The sequence below is a fragment of the Salmonella sp. 741265073_HBA genome (assembly GCF_046569105.1).
GTDB lineage: Bacteria > Pseudomonadota > Gammaproteobacteria > Enterobacterales > Enterobacteriaceae > Salmonella > Salmonella enterica.
In genome coordinates this window covers 116,331-137,357 of record NZ_JBKFRY010000012.1, presented here as the reverse complement: position 1 = coordinate 137,357, position 21,027 = coordinate 116,331, and the positions used below count along the sequence as shown (strand labels likewise).

The window sequence follows — 21,027 nt, the reverse complement described above, 5'->3', positions numbered from 1 at the left end:
CCATCTGCGGTCTGCTACGCGGTTCAGTCATAGACAATGCGTAGCACTGTTAATTGCTTATCTTCATCCAAATAATCTCGTTTTACCGTTGCATGAGGAGACGATATTGGCGTGATAATATTCTCGACAATAATATAACGTTCAACTCCCTCTTTATTATGGCATTGAATTTTTAAGGTTCCCACGTCATTCCAGCAGCCTGCCTCAACAACCGATCCCATAAAATGAATCTGAGCGGTCGGTTTCGCTGTCCCTTCATGAACGATAAAGGAAAGTAAAATCACCGGTATGACGCAACGCATAGACTTCATTTTACTTTCACTCCTGTACGTTCTCCTCTGAGCGAATATCACCCCTTCGCTTTCTGAATTGCCATTTGCAACATATCCTGAGTCGTGCTTCCCGGGATCACGGTCACCCGTTTTACATCACCGTTTTGCGTCTGAGGCATGACGACAAAAGCAGGCGTGCCGCTAAAGTCCATATGCTGCGCCAGTGCCTGGTTAGTGAGGAGCGCATCATGTACTGCACCGCTGCTTTGCGCTTCTTTTACGGCGGCCAACTGCGTCGGCGTTAGATAATGTTGCGCCAGGGTGTAGACATCGTGTTCCGTTAACGCGCCTTCCACCTTCCCTGTGGCATAAAGCGCATTATGCCAGTCGAGATATTTCGCCCCGCCCTGGGTAAGCCATACCTGTTCGCCGACTCTGGCCGCCAGTCCGGATACCGGCCAGCGGGAGGAAAAAATAGGAAACTCTTTGAAAATAAACCGGGTATCCGGGTTCGCCTTAATCAGGTTTTCGACCACAGGCGCCATTTTGCTGCACCACGAGCACTGGTAATCAAAGAACATCACCACCGCCGCTTTTGCCTCGTTGGGCCCAACGGAAGGACTGCTGCTACTGAGCAACTCAGCACGATACTGCAATGCCAGTTGAACATACGCCTGTTGTTGCGCAATCTGCTGACGCTGATGCAACGTCTCGCTGGCGGCGACCAAAAATTCCGGATGTTCGGCCAAGTACGTTGCCACCACCTCTCCCACTTTATCCGGATGACTGACGATGTAGGCTTCCGCCGTCGGGCCAATTTGCGACGTCGGGGCAGAATCGGCGGCGATTGCCGAGGCGGATACGGCAACGCCTGCCAACGTCAACATCGCCAGTCGGGAAAGTTTTAACGCGTGATAATACATAATAAAAGTCTCGTTCGATAAGATCGGAAAGCCTCCCGCTATCGGGAGACGCCTGAAAAATAGGTTAATGAATACGCGTCAGATCCACGGTTTGCGCTGGCATTACCCGCCCATAGTCATTAATACTTTGCCAGCGCACAGTGCAGCGAACCGTGTGCCGGCACCAGTCCGTTTGACGCGTTGCAAAGGGAGCCACGACCCCGGCGTTGTCCTGGGCGCGCTCGTTAGTACGTAATAAAAAGAGCGTAACGTAATAGGGTGTCGGATTGCGTACCGTCGCGCCATCAGGGGTAAGCGACCAGATCAGATGCCGGTAGGCCTGCTGCGGATTGCCGGCGAGTCCCTCAGGGCGATAGAGCAATTTTAAAGCCGAACGAAACGCCATTTGTACACGGTTCGCTTCCGGTTTACCGGAGGGAATAGCGGCGATACTCAAGGTAAACAAACTTTCCCTGTCGGCGGGTAGCGGTTCGCCGGTATAAACCACCCGCATTGAATTTTCCTGGCGCGCTGAAAGCATAAATAATGGCGGCGTGACCACGAAGGGCGTGATATTTCCTTCGTTTTTGGTTCCGGGCCAGCGGCCGCCAGGTAAAATATGCGTATCAATTAACCAGGACGCTTCTGAATGGTTACTTACCGGTACGCTTAATGCCGGGGCGTCCGCATGATAGATGAAGCGAGTACCGCCAATCACCACGCCAGCCTGCGCCCATGATATGGGAAGCAAGCACCAATATATCGCGCAGCGTAAAAAGAACTTATTCATAGGCAAGAATGAAGGTTGCGGAGGCATTGGCATCCCCGGGCGTTACCGTGCCGCCATCGGCAAGATAACGCGCGTAAAATTGCAGATGCGCCGACGCCTGGCCCGGACTGAGCGTCACTACATCACTCTCCTGCCCCAGTGGGATTAAGGTTTTATTTTGATCATAAAGCGCAATCCCAATGCCTGAAGCGTCGCTTTCCCCTGCGGTAAGCGCCAATAAATCCGTATTACGGCTGTCCCCCGCACCGCTAAAACTGACCGTTACGCCGCTGGCAGTGCTGCCGCAGTTTTGTAAATCGATAGCAAAAGGTTGCCATGCGGAACCGTCGCCTGCGCGATAAAACTGCCGTTGAGAAACCGCGCCCATCGCCACGTTAATATTTTCCGAGTCTGGAGAGAGCGAACACGTATTGTCCGTGATGGTTCCGGAGACATAGACCCGGCCATCGTGCGCCTGGACGCCGGATGCCGCCAGCAGCATCCCGATGCCGTACAGGATATCGTTACGCATAATTACGATGGCTCCTCATTCATACTGCATATCGAAATACATGACCGCCGTCGCGTTCCCGGACGTGACCGTAGGCCGGGTCGATTTATAGCGAATATAAAAAGACAGCGTGTTGCGTCCGGCTTTCAACGGATAGACCACTGAGTCGGCATTATTGATACTGATGGTATCCTGATCATCATTCAGAATTTCCACCCCTACCCCGCTTGCTAACATGTTTCCGCTTCCCATCCCGGTATCGGTTATCGCCAGTAGCGCGGGATTGTCCGGATCGGGTTCGCCGGTAAACCAGATCTTCGCCCCGGCAATTCCTCGGGAACAATTTTTGAGGTTGATATTAAAGGGCTTAAATTTTGTCGTTGTTCCTGTCGAAGGAAAATCGCCAACTGCAAACTGCCCTAAATCAATACTTTGACTGAGGCTGGAAATATCTATGTCGCAGGTTTGCGCCACAATAGTGCCGGTAAATTCGAGGTTATAAGCGAGGTCGTCAGCGCTGGCATTGATTTGTGGACACAGCATCAGTCCCATGGCAAAAAGAGCGCAATGTGATCTGTTCATTTAGTCAAAGTCCACTCGCAGGCTGGCCAGCGCGGTAAACGCCCCTTCCGCTGGCGTTTCGCCTGTTGTACTTACCGGGTAGGCTTGCAATGTGATGTTAGCGCGTCCGGCGCTATCGGTGATAAAAGGCGCGACACTCTGTGCATCATTGGGGATAAGCGCGTTTCCTTCATCGGTTTCGACCACTACGCCGACATCCGCATTATCCGAAGCGATAGCCTGGGGAACGTGGCTATCCGGCGTAGCGATAAGACGCATCGTTAAATTGACCTGCGAATCCAGACCGCTGCACTTTACCGGTACGCTAAATTTTTTCGCTCGTACCCCCTCCGGCTTTTGGCCTGCATGGTTGAAATTGCCACTGTACAATGCGCCGAAATTCACCAGAATCGTTTGTCCGGCGTTGATTTCGCAGCTTTGCGGTACGGTCACCGTTCCACTATAAAGAATGCTGTACACGACATCTGTCAGCGGATCGCCTGCGGCGGTCATGACATAAACATTGAACATAGTCTTAGGACTAATATTCACCGTGCCGACGAACGGTTTAACAATTTTGAGCTGAAACTCCAGATTTGAGTCACGAACGTAAAACGGTTGACCCGCTTTCACATTTTCATCATATCCCATCAGGACATTGTTCATTGGCGGATAGATATCGCCCACCGCAGAATCCTCAATTCGCATTCCGCCTTCAAGATAGTCCGGGTCCAGCTTTAAATATTTCCAGTTACCGCTCGTTTCTACGACCGGATATTGCGACACATAGGAGCGATAAGTCTGGCTATAGGTCGCCGCGCCGGCGGGACACACCGCCTGTACATTGACTTCCTGACTTTTCTCCAGTTGAACCGTCGTTCCCACCTGGTTTTGTTCTGCCGTCAGAGTGGTCGTTAAATCGTAATTAATACTGGAAGGTACACCGTTAACGTTTTTACACACGTCTGCGAAGGCGTACTGCGATACGACACTTCCCGCCAGCAGAGCAAATAAAAGAGGTATTTTCATTTAATGACACTCCGCATGTTGTCGACTCAGAATCTGACGGGAGGAAGAGAGATGATAGGACGCGACACACTGTTGATCCGGCAGATTCCCCCAGCGAACGTGCAGAATGCCTTGCGCTGACAACCCGGAAAGATAGACTTCCCCGGCCTCGTCAACAATCGCCTCCGCATGGCGATCATTCACCGTCACCGTTGCGCCAAAGGGTACAGGCTTACCGTTATGATTCAGCGTTACCAGGGCACGCGCGCCGACTCGCGCTTTAAAGCGGGCCAGAACCAGCGCGCCTTCGGTCGGCACAACGCGAGTCACCGCGTCATCAATATCGACATCATCAGCCATCGCGTTAACGTCCAGCGCCATACGGTTTTGGCGATATGTCGTCGCATACGGCACCACCGCATAGCCACGCGCGTCCGTATGAATACCCGGCTGGTCGACAACGCCGACGTTGGCTGCGCCCGGCGCGGCAATCAAAATATTGGTATTGCCCAGCGGCTGGCTTAGCGTCACTCCATGCGCGTGCGCCACCAGGCCGCCGCTCAGGCCATAATTCACCTGCCGGTAATCGCCGTTATCGCTAACGTTATAGCCAATGTTGGCGTTGCCTTTCGCCCCATCGTATTCCAGGCTGGCGGCGCCGCTTTCGCCAATACCGTGATTCTGATAACCTTGTTGTATGTTGTAACTAAGATTGTTTTCGTCCAGCAGTGTGCCGCTAAGGCCCGCATTCTGCGTAACGTTATGCTGTTTATCCGTACTGGTGCTAAAGGTAGCGTAAACATTGTGATGGCGCGTGACCTCATCATCGTGTTGCAGCCATTGACTTAGCGGCACCGAGATATTCAGCGCGAAAATTTGATCGCGCTCCGCATCGCCTGCGGATTTGTTATTGTTGTAAGAAACGCTCCATGCAATACCCGCCAGCGTATCGCTGTATCCCACCTGCAACAAAGAATCCTTTTCGTCAGTGTGCCAGTAACTTTGCTGACTGCCGGTAATAAAAAGCGATCCCAACCCGCCTAGCTGTTGATTGATATCGAGTTGTACCTTCCCCCTCCTGGTATAATAAAGATTGTAATAATCCGCCCATTCCGGCCTGCTTTTATCGCTGTCAGTCCGACTGTCATCGTCATAGCCGCTCATCCGTTTCCACGTGGTATCATCCAGCGTATAAAAGCCCGAGGTTGAATAACGATAGCCCATAAGCTGTAAATTGGTTCCTGACTGTGCAAGCGATTTGGCATACAGGAAACGCAGCGATTGCCCCTGGTAGGTGTTATTATCCGCCAGCGTACTGGTAGCCTGGGTGACATCCAGCGACACCGCGCCCCAGTCACCCAGATTTGCGCCGCTGCCGATCGCCAGCGCGTGATAATGACTGGAAAGTTGTGTTCCGCCATACAGCGTAAAACCATGCGGTAACCCCCATATCAAGGTCGCCTGACTGAATTTCACCTTCTCTTTTTGACTACTATCGCTGCGATACTCCGCCACCGTCGCCGCATACTTCAGCCGCCCTTCTCGTTGTAGAATCGGAACGGCGGAATAGGGCACGTTATAGCGATTAATAGAACCGTCGGACTCTTTGACTTCCACAGTCAAATCGCCGCTGGCGGCGGTGGGATAGAGATCATTAATAGTAAATGCCCCGGGCGGCACATAGCGCTGATTGATGATGTAGCCGTTTTGCCGAATGGTCACTTGCGCGTTGCTTCTGGCAATGCCGTGAATGGTCGGCGCGAAGCCCTTCATGCTGTCTGGCAACATATTGTCGTCAGACGCCAGTTGTAGCCCGCGAAAAGGAAGGCTGTCGAATAATGCGGAGGGGGTATAACTATCGCCTGCCGTCAGTTCTCCCTGCAAAAAGACCACATCACGTTCCAGATAAGTACTGATGTGCTGCCAGTCGCTGTCGCTATTCTGATCGCCGCTATTCGCGTTCCATGTGGAGTAGTCGCGTAACCGCCAGGCCCCCAGATTAAGGCCGCTATTCAATCCAAGAAAATAGCTGTTCTCCGCACTGCCGCCGGGGCTCCGATCCTGACTATTCGCGCCGGTAAAGGTGTAATTCAATAACAACGCGTTAATACCTTCATCCCAGTATTGCGGTGGGATATAGCCTCTGGCGCTGGCAACCATCGCCGCCTGCGGGATGCTAATGTCGAGACGTTGCTGCGCAAAATCAAAGCGGGTCCGGGCGGCCGGTATCGCACTGGCGAGATCCGGGCAACTTCCCGCCGCCGCCTTCGCCAACAGTGGAAACGCCCCGGTGTTTACCCCCATATTTTTAAGCATTTCAGGCGTCAGACAGGCGCGTAATCCGCTGTCATCGGTTGGCGCGCTTTTTCCCGTCGTTTTCACCGCCTGGAAGGCTATGTCTCTGGTCGCGAGAAACGTATTGTTCAGGTAAACGTCAACGCGATACATTCCCGCCGCCTGGGCATTACGAGAAAAGGTCGATAAGTCGGCCACCGCAGACGGGTCGTCAGACAGAAATGCCGGGTTGAAATAGTTCTCCGCCCACCCCGGCGCAGGCGCCAGTGCGATAGCCAACGCCAGCGGGGTTAATACGGGTTTAGCTGCGCTGGAGTAATATCGCGTCATGAAAAGCTGATTACGCATAACATCATGAAGCTGGACAAACGCGTGCTGGCGTCGTTGCGCCAAAATCGTTTACCGTGCGCAAAGATACCTGGCCGGGCGTCGCCGGGAGAGTGATCGCGCCTTTCGGCGGTACCATAGTATTCGGCAGCTTTTTCCCCGCGCTGTACAGTTCAACCATCGAAACGTAGTACGGCGAAGGGTTAGTAATCGTTAGCTGGCCGCGTTCGTTACGGCAGCGAAGCGTCGACGGGGCATGAGCTGGCGCCTCCGCCAGATTTTTCGGGCGAATAAATAGCTTAATCACGCTTTGCGTCGCAATTTGCAGGGAGTTGCCGGTCAGTTTATTTTTATCGACAGAGGGTATCGCTTTACTGTTTAAATAAAATACGCTTTCGCGATCGGTCGGTAATGACGGCCCGACATACATAATGCGTAATATGTTTTCTTTTTTAGGCTGGATCACAAAGAGAGGCGGCGTGATGATAAAATCCGTCGAGCGTGAACCATCGGCATTGGCGACCCATGACTGAATTAAAAAAACATTGCTGGCAGAAGAATTAATAATCGGCAAGGAGGTTTGCTTACTTCCCTGCGGATAAATCACCCTGGTCGCGCCCAGCGCAATGCCTCCCGCCTGCGCGGCAAACGACAGGCCGGCCGCCGACAGCAGTAGCAATAATCGAAGGAAAATCGGTACGTTTTTTTTCATCTGCGTAATATCCTGATGCCGTCGGTTTGTTACGCGCAGTGACGCGCGTAACGCCCCTTTCTCGCCTCCCAACAGACGAGAAAAAAATCCCGATAAGGAATCAGGAATAAACCATGCTAAATGTCGCCGTCGCACTAACATTACCGGCAGTCGCCGTACCGGTAGCGATATAATCCACGCTAAGCGGAATAACGTTTTCGCCATCGTTCAAGGTAACAGTACTGGACGATTCACCGATATTCAGCGCCTGGCCATCTGGTCCATAAAGTTGTAATGCCACATTCGTCGCCGAACCTGCCCCAGCGGTATTCACCAGCGACCCCGGCTGGTTTGCGTCCTGCTGGCCATTAAAAATCACCGCTGCATTCTGGCTGGTCTGAGTATCGCAGTCTTCCAATTTAATGGTGAAATCTTCTTTTTGATTCGCCACCATACCGGCCTCGGTTAATTTACTGGCGCGAACCTGGCCTAATGTCACGGTCTGATCGACAGAGTCAGCGGAAACAGAACAGGCGGCGTCAACGACCTGTCCGACAAAATTTACCGTACCGCCAGTGACGGTTGTAGTATCCGCTTGCGCGGTAGACAACATTCCGCCAAAGGCAATCGCAGAGACCATTAATGCTAGTACAGGCTTTTTCATTCAAGCTCCTTTTAAATATAAAAATGAGGATAATCAGATTTTTTAACGCAACGGCTGCTGATATTTCTTCACAGCAATATCACGACTTTTTCTTATGCGAAAAAAAGTGTCTTCTTGTTCTGATATAAATATCAGAAGCAATAAAACAGCCACTCAACGTCGTGAGTTAATCTTTACGTTATAATGAGATAACGATGTTATTAATTATTAGCAAGCCAACGGCAAGTTGCAATCATCGACATTTGGTTTTAAAGGACTAGATGTAACATGTTGTTTTATATTGACTTTACACCAGCTGCTCGGCCTATCCCCTTTAGTCATATTGACTTTTTAAAAATAATCTTCTTAACAATTTTCAATAAAACATTTTATTAACGATAACAGGCAAATTCAGTCGAGATATGTAAATATATCGTTGCGGATAGTGTATTAATACGCCACTGGCAGTTTTCCGAGCGCCGTCAGCCGCCCATTATCAATATGGATATACCCGCCTTTTTTTAGTTCAGACAGAATCTTCATGGTCCGACTACGCGATATCCCGGTACGTCGTTGAATAAAATTCAACACGATAATGCTTTCCCGGTAGTCCTGTGGATAAGCCCAGATTTCAGTCAGCAGCGCCCGAACTTTCAGATAAGAATCGACGCCGACTAATTCACGATCGCGCGCGCTCATCACCATCAGACGGTAAGCCAGACAACGGGCCACGTCGTGCCACAAATCGCATTCATCGGCGATTTTTATAAAATCCGTCAGGCGAACAAATCTACCGGTACAAACCGTTTCTGCGAGCAAAAAGTGTTCCGGTCGCGCGGGGACGTTATAGGTAGCGCCATAGCTGTCAACCATACCCACGACCGATGGCGCAAACGATGAAGATATATGGAGTCGGTTGTCATCACGACAGAAAGAAACAACGCCTGACTCCAGTAATACAATGTAGTGTTCATCATTTGCCTGTAAATAAAACTCATCGCCGATACCCAGCGTAAACGGTTGACCAAATGGCAACAAGGCCGAAAATAAGGCATCAATCGCCGCGTGAGGTTTAGCCTGCTGAGAAAAAAGAAAAGAGTGTAATGAATTCTCATTATTATCTTTAGCAAAAGCGTCGTTCATCATTTTTTTCATTAACGGTTGTCTACTCAATGTAGCGTCACAGTATAACCTCTCAAAAAACGCTTAAATTAATAATAAATAACATCGCTATGCAGTATTTCTGTATTCACAAGGCACTAATACGCAATATTTTTAAGATTAAGACAATTCTTAATACAAAATGATTACAGAAAATTAATAACGAATTACGCATAAAGAATGAGAGGTCAGGGGGCGCAGGAAAAGAGATTCGAAAGAACGCACCTTCGAATCTCAAACTAATAGTCCAGATTAATGCAAATAAGCAGTGATATTATCTGAAATAGCGTGGAGCAGCATAATACTCTACCATTTTATCCGCCAGCCAGCCGCCGTCTTCACCGTTAGAATGGATTGTCGTAATACTGATAGTAGAACCACCGCCCCATAAGATCGAAAAGACGTTAAAGTCCGGTAGGTTCAGCGCCTGCATCTGGCTCCAGTCATACCCTTTATCTTTACGTAAAAAGTCGCCGACGGTCGGGACGCCGTAAGTCGCGCTATTTAAGGCCGTATTGAGTAGCTGCAAAGAGAGCGTGTCAGGATCGCTGCCAATGCGGGCGTCACCCATAAAAAAGGTTCCGCCAGATGCAAAGTGCGCAGCGCTGATTTTACTGACACCCTCTTCTACTGTAGGCATATGGCCGCCTGGGATTTGCCACAGCATGGCGGGCGTCAGCAGCGCTTTCGTCACCTGTTTGACCATCGCCAGGTAATTAAGCCAGCATGTCGCATTCCAGCCATAGTGGGCAAGCGCATCAGGACTGAAACAGTCACGCTCAAATTTATCAAACGCAATAAAGTCCGGCGCATATTCTCCGCTATAAACGCCCAGTTCATGAATAAATTCGGCGATCGCCTGCCCTTCAGCTACCGGATCAGCGGTATCGCGCAGCACCCAGTCCGCCGTTCCTGTCGCCCAGACATTCGTCTGCCAGCCAAAAGCCACGTCCGGGGCAAACTGACGAACAAGATAGTTCACCGCCTGAATATAGCCGTAGAGATCGTCGCTAAACGTCGGCAACGAAGGCGCGATAAAGCCAGCCATCGCCGGTAATGCTTGTATCGCCGCCGCCAGTTGGGCATTCACCGGCACACTGTTTTTTTGCCGTACTACGGTATAGCCATACGGTCCTTGCTGTAGCGCCCCCAGAAAATCCGGGTTAAGCACAAAGGTAGCCGGGACAGGATGCGTCTCATCTTTGTATGACTGCGCCGCCAGACACTGGGTAATAAAGTTACCAAAATGGTTACGTAGCTTTTGCGCATCCTGTAAATCCGCCAGCGCGCTACCGCCGCTGGCATTCGCGGTATAAATAACCATTACCGGCATGACGCTACGCCCGGCTTCTTTTTCTATCTGGCGCACCAGCGCAACGGTTTTATGGATCGGTAACGTCGCGTAATCCAGAAAACCATCCCCGTTCACGTCAACCTCCGCGGCCGGAACCGGATCGCCGCCGCCGTCAAAACCATCGTATTTAAACAACGCGCTAAACGGTATATCGCGATAAAGAGAAACCGTCTCTGGCGCGTTAACCGTCACGCCGCCATGAGCAAGGTAATCAGGCCAACCTTTTACCTGTAGCGTCACGCCGGGCAGAAACTCCAGCGCCACATGGTTGACCTTTTGCAATAACCGTAGCGGCCCGGCCTGTTCACAACGCCACGGCACGCTGTCGATGAAAATATCGTCCGTCTGAACATCATACAGCCCGGGCGCAAAGCGTAATGCCAACGTCTGCCGATCGCTACCGCTCTCCAGCATTAATGAGTATTGATATTTACCGCTGCTGAACAGATAACGCTGCGGCGCGACGCCATCAGGCAGGCCCAGTAGAGTGGCATCCACCGTTACGAAACTCGCCGTGTCGATCGCTGCCTGCTGGTAAGCGACAGCAACCTCGGCAACCTGCGCCGCGGCAGGGATAAAACCCGTAAGCTGTATGGGGGCCGATATAAAGCGGTTATTAATCATCGCAGGCTGCAGATTGACCGTATAATGATGCCCCGCCAGTAGCCGGGTGATTAACTGCGGTTGGTTGGCGATAAGCGTGACGGTACGCTCATCCGCTTGCGTAGCATCGGCGATCTCAACGGTCAATTTCGCATTACCAAGCGCAGGGGCGTCAATCATCAGACGCGCGCTGGCATAACGGACAATCGGCAGACAGGATACCTGGACCTGCGCGGCGGCATCGCCGGTTTGCAGCGTAACGGTAAAAGAGGACTCGACTGGCGCGATTTGCATCTCATCATTCGCCAGTACCGGTACGGTAAGCCGATACGTTCCTGCGCTAAGATCGCTTATTGTCAGAACCTCTCCCCACTCACCGACAAAGCGCCGGGTTTCGCCGGCAGGAAACAGCAGCTCAATCGCCGGTTTGAGCGCCACGGTCTGCGTCATGGCAGGAAAATGAACACAAATTTTTCCCTGACGGGCAGGGTCATGGGCCAACGTCGCGCTCAAATCGCTGATGGCAACTGGCATCTGCGTGGCGGCCAGATAGCACTGTAATTCGACGGTATCCCCCGCCGCCAGCATCAGCGCGCCGTCATGATTAATGGTGATTGTATTCTTCTCGATGGGCCATCCCCCATCGCTGGCCAGCGTCACGGCCTGATTCCCCAGCATTGTTCCCTGAAACGGACTGTAGGGATCGGGGTGCGCGCTGGCCGTAAAATTCAGTTGAAGCTGATTGAGATCTACCGCCTGAGCGTAGAGGTTGGTCAGCGTAAAGGTGACGCGTTGATACCAACTCGCGGTATTCAACTCGCTAACGTTAAGCGTAAGGCCGCGTTCCTGAAGGTCATTGTCCTTTTCCGGCACATCGGGTTCGGCGGGTTGTTCGTCTGCGGCGGGTATCGCTGGCGTCTCCTGATCGGATGGGGTTTCAGACTCTGCGTCTTCGGATGACGATGACGCCAGCGTCAAGGTGATGGCGGACATTTTTACCGGCACCTGCGTCGCCGCGAGACTTAAAGAGAGCGTCCCGCGTTCGCCCGGCTGAAGAAGTAATGCATCGCTGTTATTAATGATGATGTTGTTAGTTTCCAGCGTGCCATAAGAACTATCATTCAGCGTAAGCGGCAGGTTCCCTTTGAGCGTACCGCCGCTATTTCCCCATGGATCGATGTGCCCGGAAGCCGTGAATGATATTGCGGCATGGTTCATATCGACCGCATTACCGCTCTCATTAATAAAGGTTAAGGTGATTTTTTGATACCAGCTGTTGACGTCAAATGCGCTGGCATGGATGGAAATGGTCATGGTCTACTCTTCCTCTGTCCCTGGTGGAGAAAAGCCCCGGTAAACCGGGGCTTGAATCATGAAGCCCAATACATCGTGCTTAATGCCGTGTATTAGTAAGCTCCAAGATCGGTCCATGCACCGCCGACACCGCAGTTCAGGTCAGGCTGGTTGCCCATAGACCACCATTTCACCTGATAGTTATGGCCTTTCCAGCTAACGATTTCGAAAGAACCCCAGTTTGCGCCATAAACGGTCAAAGCATCCCACTGCGCGTAAGGTGACGTTTTGTCATCTGCTGGCGTATCATCCTCAGCTGGCGTGGTATCTTCTTCCTCGTCCGGTACAGGAACGATAATCTCTTCTTCCTCTTCCGGTTCCGGTTGAACCTGAGATAGCGCAGGCACAGCCGTCAGAACAAAGCGCTGTTGAGAGGACGGTTCGTTGTAGCAGTCGCGTACAAACAGGGTGAACTGAAAGGCTGTTTTTTCGCTAACTTCCGGTACCACAACCTCAATGATTTCTGCCGTTTTGTCTGCCACAGCGATTTGAGAAGGCACGCCCCAGCTAAAGGACAACTCATCACTATCTTCATCAGAAGAACCTGCGCCAGACAGCTGTACCGTAGATCCGCCTACGACCATCAGTTCAATCGCCGCTTTCGGCGCGTGGTTGACTTTCTGCGCGTCGTCGCTATCGCTCTGTTCTTCACCATTTTCTACATTGATACCTTCGAAGTAGAACGGTTCCATATCGATAACTTCAGATTCGATTTCATAACCCAGACCTTCACGCACGGCGTTAACCAGTACGCCGTTGTCCTGATCGATAGTCCAGGTAAACACGCCGCCCAGGCCCAGTTTCGCTGCATATTCGCCTTTTGCTTTGACAGTACGCGGCGTATCCAGGGATAAAAACAGTTTGGATTCCGGGCTATACAGGTAGTCAGCGTCAGCGACCTGGTCGGTGTAAACGTTGAAACCGTTACGACCTTTCTGGTTTTCCAGATCCAGGTAGCTATAAATGACGTCATACCATTCGCTGGTGCCGGATTCGAAAGAACCTGTAGTGTCACCTGTTCCCGGGTTATAAGAACCTTTCAGCGGCGACAGGGATTCAATTTCTGCCTGACGAGCGTTACGGGTATAGCCGGCATAACCGATGTTGATACGATCAGCGGAGAAACCTTCCGCCAGCAGGTGATCAACGATGGTTTCGACAGCCCAGCCGCCCTCTTCCAGCGCTTTGCGGTTGGTATGGTGGCCAAGAGTTTCCGCCCATGGCGTACCGAAGAAATCATAGGTCATCAGGTTGATGCCATACAGGCCAGCAGCCAGCAGATCTTTTACTTTAGCGTGATCAAAAATCGTGGTCACCGCGGAAGCCGCGATAGAGATCTTCACATTGCTCAGACCAGCAGAATCCAGCTGTTTGCGCAGTTCGGCAATCAGCAGCGCGTAGTTAGCGCCATCTTCCGGACCAAACGGGTTGCCCGCCCCTTCATCGTTCGGATATTCCCAGTCAATATCCACTTCGCTGAACATCGGGAACTGTTTGAACAGTTTCACCACGCCTTTGGCGAAGATTTTACGAGAAGAGTCAGAAGCGGCGGTTTCGTGGAACCCGTTACTCATGCTCCAGCCGCCGATACTCATGGAGAGCGCCAGCGTGTGACCTGCGGCTTTCGCTTTTGCCTGCATATCACGCAGCGCGCCCAGCATACCTTTGGCGTTAGCCTGGGTCACGGTTTTCGGATCAACATCCCAGCCGCTGGTTTCAAAACCCAGGTTGATATAAGACTGGAAATCGCCCCACGGATCGAGGAAGGTCGGCTCATATTTCACTTTGCCGCACTGTGCTGCCGCTTCTGCTACGACGTCGCGGTTTTCTTTATCAATTTTTCTGAAACCGGTGATGCCAACAAAGCCGAAAATCAGTTTGTCATAAGCCGTCGGTGAAACGTTGGTTAAATCATAACCACGGCCCGGTTGGGACATATTGCCTTGCAGACGGCTGTCATACTGTGACCAGTCGGTGTAATAACCGAATACCTTCGGTTTAGTCGTGGAATTTTTATATTTATTGTATACCGGTTTCGCAACACGAGCGGAAGTATAGCTTATTTTATCATCGCTTGTTGCAGGGTCAAAACCATTCGCTGCATGAGTAGTTTCAGTAATTGTATCGCCTTGAATCAGTTTGCTTGTAGCCATTTTCAAATTTCCTTTTACGTTTCAAAATTGTCGCAGCTCGTTCTGCGGGGTCCATAATCGTTACAGGCATAAAAAATAGCTAATCACAAAACATCATCTTTTTAGATGATATAAAAATCATAAAAATGAGGTTAACAACACCGTCTATCGAAGAGAAAACAACATCTCTCAGCGCCCGCTTAGTCCGTTCTGGTGAGAGCATAGTAAATATCATTTATCATGTAATTAAATATCATTTAATTTCAATGAAATAATGTGATTACACTCGCTATAGACAATGACAATACAATAAAACCAGTGACATTTATTGGATTAAGACATTTCTCATACAATATAGTCACCACAGACAACCAGGATGTACATTTCTAAAGGAAGACGTTATGAAAACTTATATCATTAATAGCAACTGCATTTACAATGAAGGTAAATATGAACTGAGAACGGCCTCAAATTCACAGGTTATTAAAATGACTGCGATGAGAGCCAAATGTCTCAGTTTCATCATCGAGAATGCTCATCTGGAGATTATCGAGCGACAAAAAATAACCACCGCGTTATGGGGAAGTCGAAGCCACTATGTTAATGATGCAAATCTAACGCAGATTCTCTATTTAATCAGACGTGACCTTAAAGCGCTTGGTATTAACGATCTTTTTATTACCATTCCAAGACAAGGCCTCAAAGTTAATAGTGATATCACCATTATCGCGACGGATAGCGAAACAAAGGGAAGAAAAAAACAGATTGTACGGCAAACCATCGCTGCCCTGACGACCGTATTTTCAGTAACGTTAGGTTCTCTCATGTATCTGCATATTCACTAAGCGAAGGAAAGGGAAGATGAATCCAATTATAGATGGAATTATTGCGCTTGAAGGCGGTTACGTATTTAACCCTAAAGATAAAGGCGGCGCCACCCATTGGGGCATTACCGAAGCCACGGCGCGAGCGCATGGCTATGCTGGCGATATGCGAGATCTGACCCGCGCCGAAGCCTACGCGATTCTCGAAGAGGATTACTGGATAAAACCAGGCTTTGACGTCATCTCGACGCTATCGTGGCCAGTCTCCTTCGAGCTGTGCGATGCGGCAGTCAACATAGGCGCTTACCACCCCAGCGCGTGGCTGCAACGCTGGTTGAACGTCTTTAATCACCAAGGTAAACGCTACCCGGATGTTCATGTGGATGGCAATATTGGCCCGCGGACACTTGCCGCTCTCGAACATTATTTGGCCTGGCGAGGCCAGGAAGGGGAAGCCGTTTTGGTGAAAGCCCTCAATTGCAGTCAGGGCACGTACTACTTAAACGTTGCTGAGAAAAACCACAATAACGAACAATTTATTTATGGCTGGATCAAAAATAGAGTGACCTAGACCAGGCTGAAAAAAGACGCGTAAAAGGCTCACGGATGAGCCTGATACTGCGAATGATAATTAATCTGAATTATTTCCTTCGATAATTTTTTTAATCCGCCGCCCAAGAATTTTTAAGATCGGACTCGCGAAAACACCGCCTAAGCCTGCCGCCAACAGAACAATGTTGAAACTGCATTCTTTTTCGATCGCAATCGCGCTTAACAAGAAGCTGGTGAAGCAAGAAATCACGATCTGCGTTAAGCAATATTTTATACTTTCATGAGAACTATTATATTCTGTCTTATCTTTGCGTAAAAGATAGCTGACAAAGCCTCCCCACGCGCCAATCGAAATAATAGTGAGTAAGATCTCTAGCTCCAATAGCACAACTTCCGTTGTCGACACATGGTTGGGAATAGACATTTTAACACTCCGAAATCATTATAAATGAATAATTAACACAAGGAGTGTAAGCGCCCTGTCAGAAGGGTAAAAATCAAAGCACATCATTTAAAACCATATTAAATCAAAGCGTAAAAATGAGGTGTATTAGCGACGGAAGGAGGAAAGCGTTTGTAACATACTTACCATCTCATTAATCGTCGATATATTTCTACTATTTTTATTCCAGGATGCATAGACCTGAACTGACTTCAAAGCCAGTTCGGGCGGAGGCTGAATAAATTTAATGTCATATTTACGATGGTTTTTATAAAAAAGCGCTAATTTCAAAGGCATCAATGCAATCAATGAGGTTCGTTCGATCATGCTCATCAAACCGTTAAGCGAATCACTGCGATAGCCGACAATACGCCTGCCAGTATAGTAAAGCTCATCCTTAAATAACTCGCTATCATGATATATCACTGAAGCCCCCATTCCCGGCTGATATAACGCATGACGCGAAGAATAAAAATGATGTAGCGACAGTTGTGAGAGGGTACTCAGCATGTGTTTACTGCTACAGATACAAACAAATGATTTAAAACTATCAATAATTTGATTCTCTATGCCGGACTCCAGCAAAGGTTCGGCACTAATCAACAGATCGCCTTGCGCAGTAAACAGAAGTTCGCTGATATGCTCCCGACTCATATTTCTGACAGTGAAATGATTTATCAAAATACGGTCAAATATATCGCTGTTATAGAGCTGAGAAAGATAATAGCTTTCAACAATATCACTGCCTAATAACGTTATCTGGAACGCTTCATCTTTTTTGCTATTACAGAGAAATGTGTCATCCACCAGTTTCATCACCTGACTGAAATTTTGGTGAATGTCGACAGCCTTAGCTGTGGGGATGAGCCCGCCTTTCCCTCTGCTAAACAGTTCTTCCGGGTAATAACTCTGCAGGCGCTTTAACGCCATAGAGACGGCAGCCGGTGTAATGCCTAACTTTTTTGCCGCCATAGCCGCATTTCCTGACAAAATAACAGCGTCAAGAATTTTGATTAAATTATAATCAAAGCTCTTGTTGGCACCTTTCGATCCCATTCGCTGTCTGCCTCCGGAAACTAAAAAAAGCAATATAGATAATACTCAAGATAAATCAATTCACAGCATCTAAAAAAGCAATCGTTAATGTCATCACATCACGTTTTTTTAAAGAATGAGCGTATACAAACCTGCTGATTAACATCAATTTGTTTATCAGTAAAACAAAATACCAACAAATGAGAGGATACGATGCGTTTAGCAGAAGCCTGGGCGCGTACAGGCAGAAAAAAGCCCGGATATGCACCCGGGCTGAAGAAAAATACAACGGGAAAAAGATTAGCGAGTCAAATCGTCAAAGAATTTTTTCACGCCGTCAAAGAAGCTTTTTGAACGCGGGCTGTTTTTCTCTCCCGTCGGGCCGCCAAAACTTTCCTGAAGATCTTTTAGCAATTGCTTCTGTTTTTCGCTCAGACCGACCGGCGTTTCAACCACCACACGGCACAGCAAATCGCCCTGCGCGCCACCGCGTACGGACTTCACGCCTTTGCCGCGCATACGGAACAGCTTGCCCGTTTGTGTTTCGCTCGGTACTTTCAGCATCACGCGACCATCTAACGTCGGCACTTCAATTTCACCGCCCAGCGCCGCCATCGCAAAGTTGATCGGCACTTCGCAATAAAGATTATTGCCTTCACGCTCGAAAATAGGGTGTTGTTTCACCTGGACCTGAACGTACAAGTCGCCTGCCGGTGCGCCATGCTCGCCCGCTTCGCCCTCGCCTGCCAGACGAATACGATCGCCGGTATCCACGCCCGCCGGGATTTTAACGGACAGAGTTTTACTCTTTTCAACACGCCCATGACCGTGGCATTTATGGCACGGATCTTTGATCAGCGTACCGCGTCCCTGACAGTGTGGGCAGGTCTGCTGTACAGCAAAGAATCCCTGGCGCATCTGTACCTGACCAGAACCATGACAGGTCGGACAGGTTTGCGGTTGCGTGCCAGCTTTCGCGCCGCTGCCGTGGCAAACGTCGCACTCCTCCAGCGTCGGAATACGGATCTCTTTGGTCACGCCACGCACCGCTTCTTCCAGGGTGAGATCCATGTTATAACGCAAATCAGCCCCACGCGCCGCACGTTGGCGACCACGCCCGCCGCCAAAGATATCGCCAAAAACGTCACCAAAGATATCACTGAAATCAGCGCCGCCATTAAAGCCGCCGCCAAATCCGCCGCCCATACCGCCTTGTTCAAACGCGGCGTGACCATACTGATCGTAGGCTGCGCGTTTTTGCGCATCGGTCAGCACTTCGTAGGCTTCTTTAATCTCTTTAAATTTAGCTTCGGCCTCTTTATCACCCTGATTGCGGTCCGGATGATATTTCATGGCCAGGCGCTTATACGCCTTTTTGATTTCACGCTCTTCCGCTGTTTTGGAAACGCCTAAAATCTCGTAGTAATCTCTTTTCGCCATCTCTTTTTATCTGCCCTTAACATGCATACACGGGCGGAGAGGAAACCTCTTCGCCCGTGCCAGTAATTACCCGTTCAAAGGGCGATTATTTTTTATCTTTTACTTCTTCAAACTCAGCGTCGACAACGTCGTCATCTTTCGCGTTGTTTGCAGAAGCGTCAGCGGAGCCAGCCTGCTGCTGCGCATGTTGCTGCTGAGCGATTTCCATCAGTTTCTGGGAAACCTGTGCCAGTTCCTGCATTTTCGCTTCGATAGCGGCTTTATCTTCGCCTTTCAGGGCAGTTTCCAGCGCGCTCAGGGCAGACTCGATAGCGGTTTTGTCATCAGCCGGCAGTTTATCGCCTGCTTCTTCAACCTGCTTACGGGTGCTGTGCAGCAGATGGTCGCCCTGGTTACGGGTCTGAACCAGCTCTTCGAACTTACGGTCGGATTCAGCGTTCGCTTCTGCATCGCGAACCATTTTCTGAATTTCTTCCTCGTTCAGACCAGAAGATGCCTTGATGGTGATCTTCTGCTCTTTACCGCTATTTTTATCTTTCGCGGAGACGTGCAGGATACCGTCAGCATCGATATCGAAGGTAACTTCGATCTGCGGCATACCGCGCGGCGCCGGGTTGATACCATCCAGGTTGAACTGACCCAGAGATTTGTTATCAGACGCACGTTTACGCTCACCCTGCAGCACATGGATGGTTACCGCAGACTGGTTGTCTTCCGCAGTAGAGAACACCTGGCTGTGCTTGGTCGGGATGGTGGTGTTTTTGGTGATAAGCGGAGTCATCACGCCACCCATCGTTTCGATACCCAGAGACAGCGGGGTAACGTCCAGCAGCAGTACGTCTTTCACGTCGCCGGTCAGAACGCCGCCCTGAACCGCTGCGCCGATAGCCACAGCTTCGTCCGGGTTAACGTCTTTACGCGGCTCTTTACCAAAGAACTCAGCCACTTTTTTCTGCACCATTGGCATACGAGTCTGGCCGCCAACGAGGATCACGTCGTTGATATCAGACACGGACAGGCCAGCGTCCTGCAGTGCGACTTTCAGCGGCTCGATAGAACGGTTCACCAGATCTTCAACCAGGCTTTCCAGTTTTGCACGAGTCACTTTGATGTTCATGTGTTTCGGACCGGTGGCATCTGCGGTAATGTACGGCAGGTTCACGTCGGTCTGCTGCGCAGAAGACAGCTCGATTTTGGCTTTTTCTGCGGCTTCTTTCAGGCGCTGCATTGCCAGCGGATCGTTACGCAGGTCAATGCCCTGATCTTTCTTAAACTCGTCAACGAGGTAGTTGATCAGGCGGGTATCGAAGTCTTCACCACCCAGGTGGGTATCACCGTTGGTTGCCAGAACTTCAAAGGTTTTTTCGCCATCAACTTCGTCGATTTCGATAATAGAGATATCGAAAGTACCACCACCGAGGTCGTAAACCGCGATAGTACGGTTGCCGACTTCTTTATCCAGACCGTAAGCCAGCGCTGCGGCAGTCGGTTCGTTGATGATACGTTTAACTTCCAGCCCCGCGATACGACCAGCATCTTTGGTAGCCTGACGCTGCGCATCGTTAAAGTAAGCCGGTACGGTGATAACCGCTTCAGTTACCGGTTCGCCCAGATAATCTTCAGCCGTTTTCTTCATTTTCTTCAGCACTTCGGCAGAAATCTGCGGCGGCGCCATTTTCTGACCTTTCACATCAAGCCATGCGTCGCCGTTGTCGGCGCCGATGATTTTGTACGGCATGATAGAAACGTCACGTTGAACTTCTTCGTCCTGGAAGCGGCGGCCAATCAGGCGTTTAATCGCAAACAGGGTGTTTTGCGGGTTTGTCACTGCCTGACGTTTAGCCGGCTGACCAACCAGAGTTTCACCATCCTGGGTATAAGCAATGATAGAAGGCGTAGTGCGATCGCCCTCGGCGTTCTCCAGCACGCGTGCCTGCGTTCCATCCATAATCGCTACACAAGAGTTGGTAGTACCCAGGTCGATACCAATAATTTTACCCATCTAAACGTCTCCACTAAAAATTCGGTCATCATGTGGTTGTGAATCTGTAATAAGGGCGAAACGTGCGGTTTCAACTACCCTGAATCGTTTTTTTTCAGACTCACCACTGCGGTTGACTACAAGATGGGGTCGTAACCCACGTCATCAAGG

At 50.1% G+C, this 21,027-nt stretch carries 18 protein-coding genes; 2 read left to right on the top strand and 16 right to left on the bottom strand.

The features are described from left to right. Window positions 1-23 precede the first annotated feature (23 nt). The 12 genes from ACLD3P_RS16610 to ACLD3P_RS16555 all read right to left on the bottom strand — a co-directional run bounded on the left by ACLD3P_RS16610 (window position 24) and on the right by ACLD3P_RS16555 (window position 14,603). Window positions 24-311: a hypothetical protein gene (locus ACLD3P_RS16610; RefSeq protein ID WP_131046624.1), complete on the bottom strand. Its 288-nt coding sequence runs from the start codon at window positions 309-311 to the stop codon at window positions 24-26. A 38-nt stretch (window positions 312-349) separates the two neighbouring features. Further along, the gene (locus tag ACLD3P_RS16605) at window positions 350-1,195 is read right to left on the bottom strand and encodes a DsbA family protein (RefSeq protein ID WP_000291393.1); all 846 of its coding nucleotides are present in this window, start codon (window positions 1,193-1,195) and stop codon (window positions 350-352) included. A 64-nt stretch (window positions 1,196-1,259) separates the two neighbouring features. Next, window positions 1,260-1,991 (bottom strand): fimbrial chaperone BcfG, encoded by a 732-nt coding sequence (gene bcfG / locus ACLD3P_RS16600; protein ID WP_131046625.1) that lies wholly within the window; start codon window positions 1,989-1,991, stop codon window positions 1,260-1,262. Beyond that, window positions 1,957-2,475 carry a fimbrial protein BcfF gene (locus ACLD3P_RS16595; protein ID WP_001243228.1) on the bottom strand — a complete coding sequence of 173 codons (519 nt, stop codon included), beginning with the start codon at window positions 2,473-2,475 and terminating at the stop codon, window positions 1,957-1,959. Before ACLD3P_RS16595 ends, bcfG begins: the two co-directional genes overlap by 35 nt. Window positions 2,476-2,490: 15 nt before the next feature. Further along, window positions 2,491-3,036 carry a fimbrial protein BcfE gene (locus ACLD3P_RS16590; protein WP_001082038.1) on the bottom strand — a complete coding sequence of 182 codons (546 nt, stop codon included), beginning with the start codon at window positions 3,034-3,036 and terminating at the stop codon, window positions 2,491-2,493. Next, window positions 3,037-4,044 carry a fimbrial protein BcfD gene (locus ACLD3P_RS16585; protein WP_131046626.1) on the bottom strand — a complete coding sequence of 336 codons (1,008 nt, stop codon included), beginning with the start codon at window positions 4,042-4,044 and terminating at the stop codon, window positions 3,037-3,039. Next, window positions 4,045-6,666, bottom strand: a complete 2,622-nt coding sequence (gene bcfC / locus ACLD3P_RS16580; protein WP_134945055.1) for a fimbrial usher BcfC — start codon at window positions 6,664-6,666, stop codon at window positions 4,045-4,047. 4 nt (window positions 6,667-6,670) lie between these two features. Next, the gene (bcfB, locus tag ACLD3P_RS16575; protein WP_000742551.1) at window positions 6,671-7,357 is read right to left on the bottom strand and encodes a fimbrial biogenesis chaperone BcfB; all 687 of its coding nucleotides are present in this window, start codon (window positions 7,355-7,357) and stop codon (window positions 6,671-6,673) included. Between the two features lie 100 nt (window positions 7,358-7,457). Beyond that, on the bottom strand, window positions 7,458-8,000 hold the full coding sequence (locus tag ACLD3P_RS16570; protein WP_131046628.1) for a fimbrial protein BcfA: 543 nt from the start codon (window positions 7,998-8,000) through the stop codon (window positions 7,458-7,460). Window positions 8,001-8,429: 429 nt separating this feature from the next. Then, on the bottom strand, window positions 8,430-9,134 hold the full coding sequence (locus tag ACLD3P_RS16565) for a winged helix-turn-helix transcriptional regulator (RefSeq protein WP_076725957.1): 705 nt from the start codon (window positions 9,132-9,134) through the stop codon (window positions 8,430-8,432). A 280-nt stretch (window positions 9,135-9,414) separates the two neighbouring features. Next, a complete protein-coding gene (locus ACLD3P_RS16560; protein ID WP_131046629.1) occupies window positions 9,415-12,411 on the bottom strand; it encodes a chitinase in 2,997 nt (998 codons plus the stop codon). Between the two features lie 92 nt (window positions 12,412-12,503). Continuing rightward, window positions 12,504-14,603 carry a glycosyl hydrolase family 18 protein gene (locus tag ACLD3P_RS16555; RefSeq protein WP_115286385.1) on the bottom strand — a complete coding sequence of 700 codons (2,100 nt, stop codon included), beginning with the start codon at window positions 14,601-14,603 and terminating at the stop codon, window positions 12,504-12,506. A 380-nt stretch (window positions 14,604-14,983) separates the two neighbouring features. Between ACLD3P_RS16555 and ACLD3P_RS16550 the strand changes: the two genes are divergently transcribed. Continuing rightward, on the top strand, window positions 14,984-15,427 hold the full coding sequence (locus ACLD3P_RS16550) for a transcriptional regulator (protein ID WP_411006504.1): 444 nt from the start codon (window positions 14,984-14,986) through the stop codon (window positions 15,425-15,427). A 16-nt stretch (window positions 15,428-15,443) separates the two neighbouring features. Beyond that, window positions 15,444-15,977 carry a glycoside hydrolase family 108 protein gene (locus ACLD3P_RS16545; protein ID WP_001068135.1) on the top strand — a complete coding sequence of 178 codons (534 nt, stop codon included), beginning with the start codon at window positions 15,444-15,446 and terminating at the stop codon, window positions 15,975-15,977. 60 nt (window positions 15,978-16,037) lie between these two features. On the opposite strand, the gene ACLD3P_RS16540 is transcribed toward ACLD3P_RS16545, so the two are convergent. The 4 genes from ACLD3P_RS16540 to dnaK form a co-directional block, all read right to left on the bottom strand. Beyond that, on the bottom strand, window positions 16,038-16,382 hold the full coding sequence (locus ACLD3P_RS16540; protein WP_000026889.1) for a phage holin family protein: 345 nt from the start codon (window positions 16,380-16,382) through the stop codon (window positions 16,038-16,040). A gap of 126 nt (window positions 16,383-16,508) precedes the next feature. Then, on the bottom strand, window positions 16,509-17,456 hold the full coding sequence (locus ACLD3P_RS16535; RefSeq protein ID WP_024797406.1) for a LysR family transcriptional regulator: 948 nt from the start codon (window positions 17,454-17,456) through the stop codon (window positions 16,509-16,511). 279 nt (window positions 17,457-17,735) lie between these two features. After that, window positions 17,736-18,875, bottom strand: a complete 1,140-nt coding sequence (dnaJ, locus tag ACLD3P_RS16530; RefSeq protein ID WP_001119009.1) for a molecular chaperone DnaJ — start codon at window positions 18,873-18,875, stop codon at window positions 17,736-17,738. A gap of 85 nt (window positions 18,876-18,960) precedes the next feature. Then, entirely contained in the window at window positions 18,961-20,877 is a 1,917-nt protein-coding gene (dnaK, locus tag ACLD3P_RS16525; RefSeq protein ID WP_000516126.1) for a molecular chaperone DnaK, read from the bottom strand. Between the last annotated feature and the right edge of the window lie 150 nt (window positions 20,878-21,027).